Here is an 8168-nt window from a genome sequence, read left to right on the forward strand (position 1 = left end):
CGCTCTGTGTCTTCACGACCTGGAGACGCCTGTCCGCTACTGGGCGGCCTTGATCTCGGTCGACAGGCGCGTGTACTTCTGCGAAGCCTCGCCCAGGTCGCGGATCGACTCGCCCTGGAGCAGCTCGGCGGGCTTGATGCCGAGCAGGGAGCCCTCAGCCACCTTCACCTTGTCCATGGCGGCCTTGTTCGGCACCTTGTAGTTGATGTTCTCGGCGGCCCAGCCGTGGATCTCGGGGCTGAGGATGTAGTTGATCAGGGCGTGCGCCGCCTCCTTGTTCTTGGAGGACTTCATGATCACCATGGTGTCCACCCAAAGGTCGCTGCCCTCCTGCGGCACCACGAACTCGATGTTCTTCTCGGTGGTCGGGCACCAGCCGTCCCACGCCTCGACCATGATGGCCTCGCCGGACTTGAGCTTGTCGCCGAAGGTGGTGTCGTCGAAGCCGAGGAGCTGGGGCTTGGCCGCCATCAGCAGTTCCTTGGCCTTGGCGATCTCGTCGTCCTTGTCGGTGTTGACCGAGTAGCCGAGCGCCTTGAGCGCGGGCAGTGCGAGCCAGCGCTCCGTGGTCATCATGGTGACCTTCTTCTGCGCCCAGGAGGGCGGCTTGAGCAGGTCGTTCCAGCTCTTCGGCACGGCCTTCACCAGGTCGGAGCGGTAGCAGATGCCGGTGGTGCCCCAGGTGTAGGGCACGGAGTACTTGTTGCCCTTGTCGTAGGAGAGCTGGGTGGCCTCGGGGTAGAGGTTGCTCAGGTTGGGGATCAGCTCGGCGTGGATCGGCTCCAGCAGGCCCTGCTCGTTGAGGGCCTGGGCGTACTGTCCCGACACGAAGGCCACGTCGAAGTCCTCGCCACCGGTGGTGAGCTTGGTGATCGCGATCTCGTTGGTGTCGTGCAGCTTGATCTGGATGTCCTGGATCTTGAGCTCTTCCTTGGCCTTCGCCGGGAGCTCTTCCGGGGTGTAGCCGGGCCAGACCGTCACGGTCAGCTTCTGCTTGGACAGGTCGGCGTTGGCGTTGAGCTGCGCGGCCGAGGCGCTCGGTGCCGCGGCCGAATCCGTTCCGGTGCCGCTCGATCCGCCGCCGCATGCCGAGGCGGCGAGCGCGAGACCGGTCACGGCGACGGTGACCGGAAGACGACTGGTGAACCGGGTACGGAACACGGTCGCTACTCCTTCGGGATTTTCGATGGGAAAGGGTCTCGCGACCAGAGCGGCACGGCAGACCAGGAGAGGAGTGTTGCAGTAGAAATCAACATGAGCAAGACTTTTAGGGACATTGCCACCTGGAAGTTTGGGCGAGCTATTGAATTCGGATTCAATATGGGGCCGCTTGCTCTCCGTGGGTGAGAACCCCCTCACCGACCGAGATCACGGACTCGGCGCCGCGCTCGTCCGCGCGCTCGCGGACGAGCCGCCCGCGCCGTTCGCGGTCCGCCGCTTCCGGCGCCTGCCCGCGCTGGTGCCCACTCTGGCGGACGGCCCAGCGGACGGGCACACCGGGGTGCCCTCCGAGCGCGGATTCGGCGGCCACGTGGACATGACCAACCGTGTGGTCGTGGTCGGCGAGCGGGTGGTGGTCAAATGGCTGACACCGCCGGCGGTTCTCCCCCAGCCGGCGCCGGAGATCCTCGCGCACCTGGTTGACGCCGGGTTCAACGAGACCGCTCCGCCGTACGCGGTTCTGACGCGGCGGGACGGCGCTTCCGAGGTCCTGCTGGCGGTGGTCACCGGGTACCTTCCGGAGGCCGTGGACGGCTGGGAGTGGTGTGTGGAGGCCGCCGCCTCCGGCGACACGGAGTTCGCGCCCGCACTCGGCGGACTCGCCGCCCGCCTGCACCTCGCCCTGTCCACCCTCCCTGCCGGCCCCCTTGGCCCGCCGGACGCCCCGGTCGCCTTCGGCGAGCGCGCCGACCGGGCCCTCGCGCAGGCACTGGCCCTGATGGCACCGGACGGAGCATCGTCTCCGGCCGCCCAGGGTGGGGCACCGACCCCTGCGGCGCCGGGCCTCGCAGAGGGGCCATCCCCCGTGGGGCCGGATGTCGTGGGGCCAGACACCGGGGATCCGGGTGTCGGGGAACCCGGCGCCGGGGTTCGGGAGGACGGGGTCTGGCTGGCGTCGCGGGCCGCGCGGATGCGGGAGGAGATGGCCGTGCTGCGGCGGCCGTACACTGGGCGGCTCATTCGCGTTCACGGCGACCTGCACGTGGGGCAGGTGCTGCGGTGGCGGGAGGGGTACGCGGTCATCGACTTCGACGGCAACCCGACCGTCCAGGACGCGGCGCCGTACCAGCCCGCCGCCCGGGACGTCGCCCAGCTCACCACGAGCCTGCAGCACGTGGCCCAGGTGGCGATCAGGCGGCGCGGCACCCCGCCCGAACGCGCCCACACCTGGTCGGCCGAGGCGCGCGAACGCATGCTGACCGCCTACCGGTCCGCCTGCGACCTGCTCGACGACGACCTGCTCCGGCCCTTCGAGGTGGAGCAGGAATGCCGCGAACTCATCTACGCCGCCCGCCATCTGCCCCGCTGGCGCTACGCCCCCATGGGCGTGCTGCGCACCTGGTACCCCGACGTGAACAAGGATCCGATGTGAACCCCGAGCTGTTCCTGGCCGACCTCGAAGCCAAGCCGCGGGCGCTGACCCGCCTCGCCGAAGCCGGCGACGGCCTGCTCGCCGCCCACCTGCCCCCCGACCGCCGCTTCGGCCGGGTGCTGTTCCTCGGCATGGGCAGTTCCCGGTACGCGGCGGCGGTCGCGGCCAGGCGGCTGCGGGCGCTCGGCGTGAACGCGGTCGCGGAGTACGGCTCGGCCGCCGCCTCCTACCCGGCGAGCCCCGACCTGCTCGTCGTGCCCATCTCGGCCACGGGCGGCAGCGTGGAGACGCTGGAGGCCGTGGCCGCGTACACGGGGACGGCCGCGTACGTCGCCGCGCTCACCAACACCCCCGGCTCGAAGATCTCCGACAGGGCCGACACGGTCGTGCCGATGCTGGCGGGCGAGGAGCGCGGCGGCGTCGCCTGCCGGACCTTCCAGCACACGATCGTGCACCTGCTGTCGCTGGAGGAGCACTTCTCCGGCGCCGGGCGCGACCTGCCCGCCCTGGCCCTGCGCGCCGCCGAGGCGAGCGCCGACCTGCTCGACCGGCGCGCGGAGTGGCTGCCGACCGCGCTGGAACTGCTCGACGGCCCGCACGGCGTCTACACGATCGCCCCGGCCGAGCGGCTGTCGTCGGCGCAGCAGTCGGCGCTGATGTTCCGCGAGGGGCCGCGCCGTCCCGCCGACGCCTCCGAGAGCGGCGACTGGTCGCACGTGGACGTGTACCTCACCAAGACGCTCGACTACCGGGCGCTGCTGTTCCCCGGCTCCGCCTACGACGCCCAGGCGATGGACTGGGTACGGCAGCGCGGCTCGACGGTCCTCACGGTCGGCCCGGCGGTGGACGGCGCCAGGGCCTCGATCCGCTACCGCCACGACACGGACCCGGACGTCGCCCTGCTGACCGAGACCCTGGTGGCCGAACTGGTCGCCGCCACCTGGTGGTCGGCAGGCCAGGGAGCCTGATCCGGCCGGGGAGCCCGACGCCGTCGCCGCCGGCCGGGGAGCCCGGAACCCCGGGGCGGCCGCGCTCAGGCCGGGTCGTGCCGGTAGAAGTCGGCCTCCGCCGGGGGCAGCGGGGTGTTGCCGGCGATGAGGTCGGCGGCCTTCTCGGCGAGCATCATGACCGGCGCGTAGATGTTGCCGTTCGTCACGTACGGCATCGCCGAGGCGTCCACCACCCGCAGCCCGTCCACACCGTGCACCCGCATCGTCGCCGGGTCCAGGACCGCCATCTCGTCCACGCCCATCCGGGCCGTGCACGACGGGTGCAGCGCCGTCTCGCCGTCGCGGCGCACCCAGTCGAGCACCTCCTCCTCGGTCCGTACGGCGGGGCCGGGCGAGATCTCGCCGCCGTTGAGCCCGTCCCAGGCGGGCTGCGACAGGATCGCCCGCGCGTGGCCGATGGCCTGCACCCACTCACGCCGGTCCTGGTCGGTGGACAGGTAGTTGAAGCGCAGCGCCGGCTTGACGCGGGGGTCGGCCGAGGTGATGCGCACCGAGCCTCTGGCGTCCGAGTACATGGGCCCGATGTGCACCTGGTAGCCGTGGCCGCCCGCCGGGGCGGAGCCGTCGTAGCGGACCGCGATCGGCAGGAAGTGGAACATCAGGTTGGGGTAGGCGACCGCGTCGTCGGAACGGATGAACCCGCCCGCCTCGAACTGGTTGCTCGCGCCCGCGCCCTTGCGGCGGAACAGCCAGTTCGCGCCGATGAACGGCCGCCGCCACATCGCGAGGGACGGCTGCATGGAGACCGGCTGGGTGCAGGCGTGCTGGACGTACACCTCCAGGTGGTCCTGGAGGTTCTCCCCCACGCCGGGCAGGTCGTGGACGACGGGCACGCCGAGCTGTTCCAGCAGCGCCCTCGGCCCCACGCCGGACACCTGGAGGAGTTGCGGGGTGTTGATCGCGCCGCCGCACAGGACGACCTCGCGGGCGGCGATGCGCCGCCCGTCGCAGACGACGCCGACCGCGCGGGTGCCCTCGAAGAGGACCTTCTCCACGAACGCCCGCGTGCGCACGCGCAGGTTGGGGCGTCCGCGCACCGGGTGGAGGTAGGCTCGCGCGGCGCTGAGGCGCCGGCCCCGGTGGAGGTTGCGGTCGAAGGCGGCGAAGCCCTCCTGCCGGTAGCCGTTGACGTCGTCGGTGAGGGGATGCCCGGCCTGTTGCACGGCCGCGAAGAACGCGTCGTACAGGGGGCCCTCGGCGGCGCCGCGCTCCAGCTTGAGCGGGCCGTCGCCGCCGCGCCACGTCGAGCCGGGGTCGGCCAGGCAGTTCTCCATCTTCTTGAAGTACGGCAGGCAGTGCGCGTAGTCCCAGGCGCCCATGCCGGGGTCCGCCGCCCAGCGCTCGTAGTCGAGCGGGTTGCCGCGCTGGAAGATCATGCCGTTGATGCTGCTGGAGCCGCCGAGGACCTTGCCGCGCGCGTGGTAGACGCGGCGGCCGTTCATGTGCGGCTCCGGCTCGGACTCGTACTTCCAGTCGTAGAAGCGGCTGCCGATGGGGAACATCAGCGCGGCGGGCATGTGGATGAAGACGTCCCACGGGTAGTCGGGCCGTCCGGCCTCCAGGACCAGCACACGGGTGGCCGGGTCGGCGCTGAGCCGGGCCGCGAGGGCGCAGCCCGCGGAGCCGCCGCCCACGATGACGTAGTCCCACGGGCTCACCTGGGCATCCAGTCCTTCCAGACGATCTTGTTCTCGGCCACCCACTTCCGGGCGGCCTCCTTGGCGCTCAGGTTGCCGTTGACCATGTCGCTGGCGACCTTGTTCTGGTGGTCGTTGGTCCAGGAGAAGTTGCGGACCAGTTCGTAGGCCCGGCCGCCGGTCTTCGCGAAGTCGGAGCTGACGATCTTGTCGAGGAGGTAGGGCGGGTAGTCGCAGGCGACCGTCTGGGGGTTCCTGTCGCAGCCGATGGCGTACGGGGGCAGGTTGATCTTGACCAGCTTGACCTTGGTGAACAGCCATTGCGGCTCGTAGAAATACATGAGCAGCGGGGTCTTGTTCTTGGTGGCGCGCTGGGCCGCCTTGATCAGCGCGTCCTCGCTGCCGGAGTAGACGACCTTGTAATCGAGGCCGAGGTTCTTGACGAGCGACTCGTCATTGGTGACGAAGGACGGGTCGCCGTCGAGCACCTGTCCGCGTGTTCCGCTCTTGGCCGTACGGAAGAGCGGGGCGTACTTGTTGAGATTTCTATAATCCGTTATGTCTGGATATTTTCTGACCATCCACTCGGGGACGTACCAGCCGATCACACCTTTGTTGCCGGTCAATCCGGCCGACAGTGCGACCTTCTTTTCCTCGATGTACTCCTTCTTGAGCTCCGGGTGCCCCCAGTTCTCGATGATCACATCGACCTTGCCCGTCTCCAGGTCGGGCCAGGACTCCGCCTCCTTCCTCGTACGCGTGCGCACCTTGTAGCCGAGTTCCTCCTCCAGCAGGTGCGCCAGAACGGCCGCGGTCGCCTCGTAGCCCACCCAGCCGTGCACGTCCATGTCCACTGTGCCACCGGCAGCGCCGCTGGCGGGCGGCTTCTCCTGCGGGGTCTCGGCCGTGCATCCGGCCACCAGCAGGGCCGCCGCCAGCGGCCCCGCGAGCAGTCTCGTTCTCATCTCAAGGTCCTGACGGGGTCATCGGGGGATCGTCACTGCGGGATCCACGCCTGCCACTTGGCGGAGTTGGCCTCGATCCACTTCTTGGCCGCGTCCTCACCCGACATGCCGTTGTTGGTCATGTCGTTCGCGACGGCGTTCTGGTCCTCGTTGGTCCAGGTGAAGTTCTTGACGAGCTGGTACGCCTTGCCGCCGGACTGGGCGAACTTGGTGCTGACGATCTTGTCCAGGTCCAGTTCGGCGTAGTCGCAGGCGACCTTCTTCGGGTCGGCGTCGCAGCCCTCGGTGTGGGCGGGCAGGTTCACCCGGACCAGCTCGGTCTTGCTGAACAGCCAGTGCGGGTCCCAGAAGTAGAACAGCAGCGGCTTCTGCTGCTCCTGGGCCTGCTGCGCGCTCTTGATCAGCGCCGCCTCCGAGCCGCCGGTGACGACCTTGAGGTCGAGCTTGAGGTTCTTGATCAGCGCATCCTCGTTGCTGACGTACGACGGGTCGCCGAACAGCAGCTGCCCCTTGCCACCGGACTCGGAGGTCTTGAACAGCTCGGCGTACTTGTTCAGGTTCTTGGAGTCGGTGATGTCGGGGTGCTTGTCGGCCATCCACTTCGGGATGTACCACCCGATCACCCCCTTGTTGCCGGTGGACCCGGCGACCTGGGCGACCTTCTTCTCGTCGATGTACTGCTTCTTGAGCTCCGGGTGGCCCCAGTTCTCGATGATGACGTCGACCGCGCCGGTCTCGAAGCCCTCCCAGGAGAGCTGCTCCTTGATCTCCGGCATCTCGACGGTGTAGCCGAGCTTGGTCTTCAGCAGGTGGGCCACCACGTGGGCGCTGGCCTCATACCCCACCCACGGGTTGATCGCGATCTTCACCGTGCCTGCGCCACCGGTGGCGGCGGCGCTCGCGGCAGCCTTGGCGGCTGCGCCCGAGCTGTCATCCACCTTGGCGCCGCCGCATCCCGCGACGGCCATGCCGAGGGTCAGAAGCCCTGCGAGCAGGCGAATCCTCATCGTGTGTGTCCTTTGAAATGGGGGGAAGGGCGGCGGTTCGCGCCCTGCGTGATCCGGTCGAGCATGATCCCCAGCAGCACGATGGCCACACCGGCGGCGAAACCCATGCCGAAGTCGGTGCGCTGGGAGAATCCGGACACGACGTCGTAGCCGAGGGCGCCGCCCCCGACCATCGCGCCGAGCACGACCATGGCGAGCGTCATGACGATGCCCTGGTTGACGGCGAGCAGGATCGCCCCGCGTGCCAAGGGGAGCTGCACCTTGCGCAGCAACTGGCCGGGGGTGGACCCGGCGGAGGCGGCGGCCTCGACGACTGTGGGCGGCACCGCGCGCAGCCCCTCCTCGACCAGCCGCACCACCGGCGGCACCGCGTAGATCACAGAGGCGAAGATCGCGGTGAACCGCGTGGCGCCGAACAGCGCCAGGGCGGGCAGCAGGTAGACGAAGGAGGGCAGTGTCTGGGCGGCGTCGAGCAACGGGCGCTGCACCGCCGCGAAGCGCGGCGAACGGGCGGCGGCGATGCCCAGCGGCAGCCCGGCGGCCAGGGTGGCGAGCACCGCGACGCACACCATGCTCAGCGTCTGCATGCTGTGCTCCCACAGCCCGAGCAGCACGATCGCGAGCAGGCAGGCCAGCGCGGTGAGCGCCGGGCGCGGCCCGGCCAGGCGCCAGCCGACGGCGAGGACGGCCGCCGCCACCAGCCACCACGGCGCGGTGGTGAGCACCTGCTCCAGCGGGTTGAGCACGGCCCAGGTGGTGAGCTCCTTGACCGCGTCCGTGACCGGGTACCAGGTGCGCTCCGCCCAGTCCACGGCCGCGTTGACGGGCGCCGCGAGCGGTAGTTCGAGCGCGCTCGGGAACACCGGCGGCAGCGCGAACGTCAGGGCCAGGCCCGCGACCGCGAGCGCGGCGGCCACCGCGAGCCGCAGCCGGTCGAGCCCCGCGCGCGCCCGCCG

7 protein-coding genes are annotated in these 8168 nt (G+C 70.1%); 2 read left to right on the top strand and 5 right to left on the bottom strand.

Annotation, left to right across the window (positions count from 1 at the left end):
- Positions 1 to 36: 36 nt before the first annotated feature.
- Positions 37 to 1161 (bottom strand): polyamine ABC transporter substrate-binding protein, encoded by a 1125-nt coding sequence (locus tag ABD120_RS15430; RefSeq protein WP_343950557.1) that lies wholly within the window; start codon positions 1159 to 1161, stop codon positions 37 to 39.
- A 178-nt stretch (positions 1162 to 1339) separates the two neighbouring features.
- Here ABD120_RS15430 and ABD120_RS15435 point away from each other — a divergent pair, with 178 nt between their 5' ends.
- Entirely contained in the window at positions 1340 to 2593 is a 1254-nt protein-coding gene (locus tag ABD120_RS15435) for a hypothetical protein (RefSeq protein WP_343950558.1), read from the top strand.
- On the top strand, positions 2590 to 3561 hold the full coding sequence (locus tag ABD120_RS15440) for an SIS domain-containing protein (protein ID WP_343950559.1): 972 nt from the start codon (positions 2590 to 2592) through the stop codon (positions 3559 to 3561). The genes ABD120_RS15435 and ABD120_RS15440 overlap by 4 nt, the downstream gene beginning before the upstream one ends.
- Before the next feature lie 65 nt (positions 3562 to 3626).
- Here ABD120_RS15440 and betA read toward each other — a convergent pair whose 3' ends face one another.
- The 4 genes from betA to ABD120_RS15460 all read right to left on the bottom strand — a co-directional run.
- Positions 3627 to 5261: a choline dehydrogenase gene (gene betA, locus ABD120_RS15445; protein WP_343950560.1), complete on the bottom strand. Its 1635-nt coding sequence runs from the start codon at positions 5259 to 5261 to the stop codon at positions 3627 to 3629.
- Positions 5258 to 6205, bottom strand: coding sequence for an ABC transporter substrate-binding protein (locus tag ABD120_RS15450; protein WP_343950561.1), 948 nt, complete (start codon positions 6203 to 6205; stop codon positions 5258 to 5260). Before ABD120_RS15450 ends, betA begins: the two co-directional genes overlap by 4 nt.
- A gap of 32 nt (positions 6206 to 6237) precedes the next feature.
- On the bottom strand, positions 6238 to 7212 hold the full coding sequence (locus ABD120_RS15455; protein WP_343950562.1) for an ABC transporter substrate-binding protein: 975 nt from the start codon (positions 7210 to 7212) through the stop codon (positions 6238 to 6240).
- Positions 7209 to 8168 (bottom strand): ABC transporter permease (locus ABD120_RS15460; RefSeq protein WP_343950563.1); only part of this gene is annotated, 960 nt, incomplete at its 5' end. The genes ABD120_RS15460 and ABD120_RS15455, both read right to left, overlap by 4 nt.

Source organism: Nonomuraea longicatena (assembly GCF_039525605.1).
Taxonomy (GTDB): Bacteria; Actinomycetota; Actinomycetes; order Streptosporangiales; family Streptosporangiaceae; genus Nonomuraea; species Nonomuraea longicatena.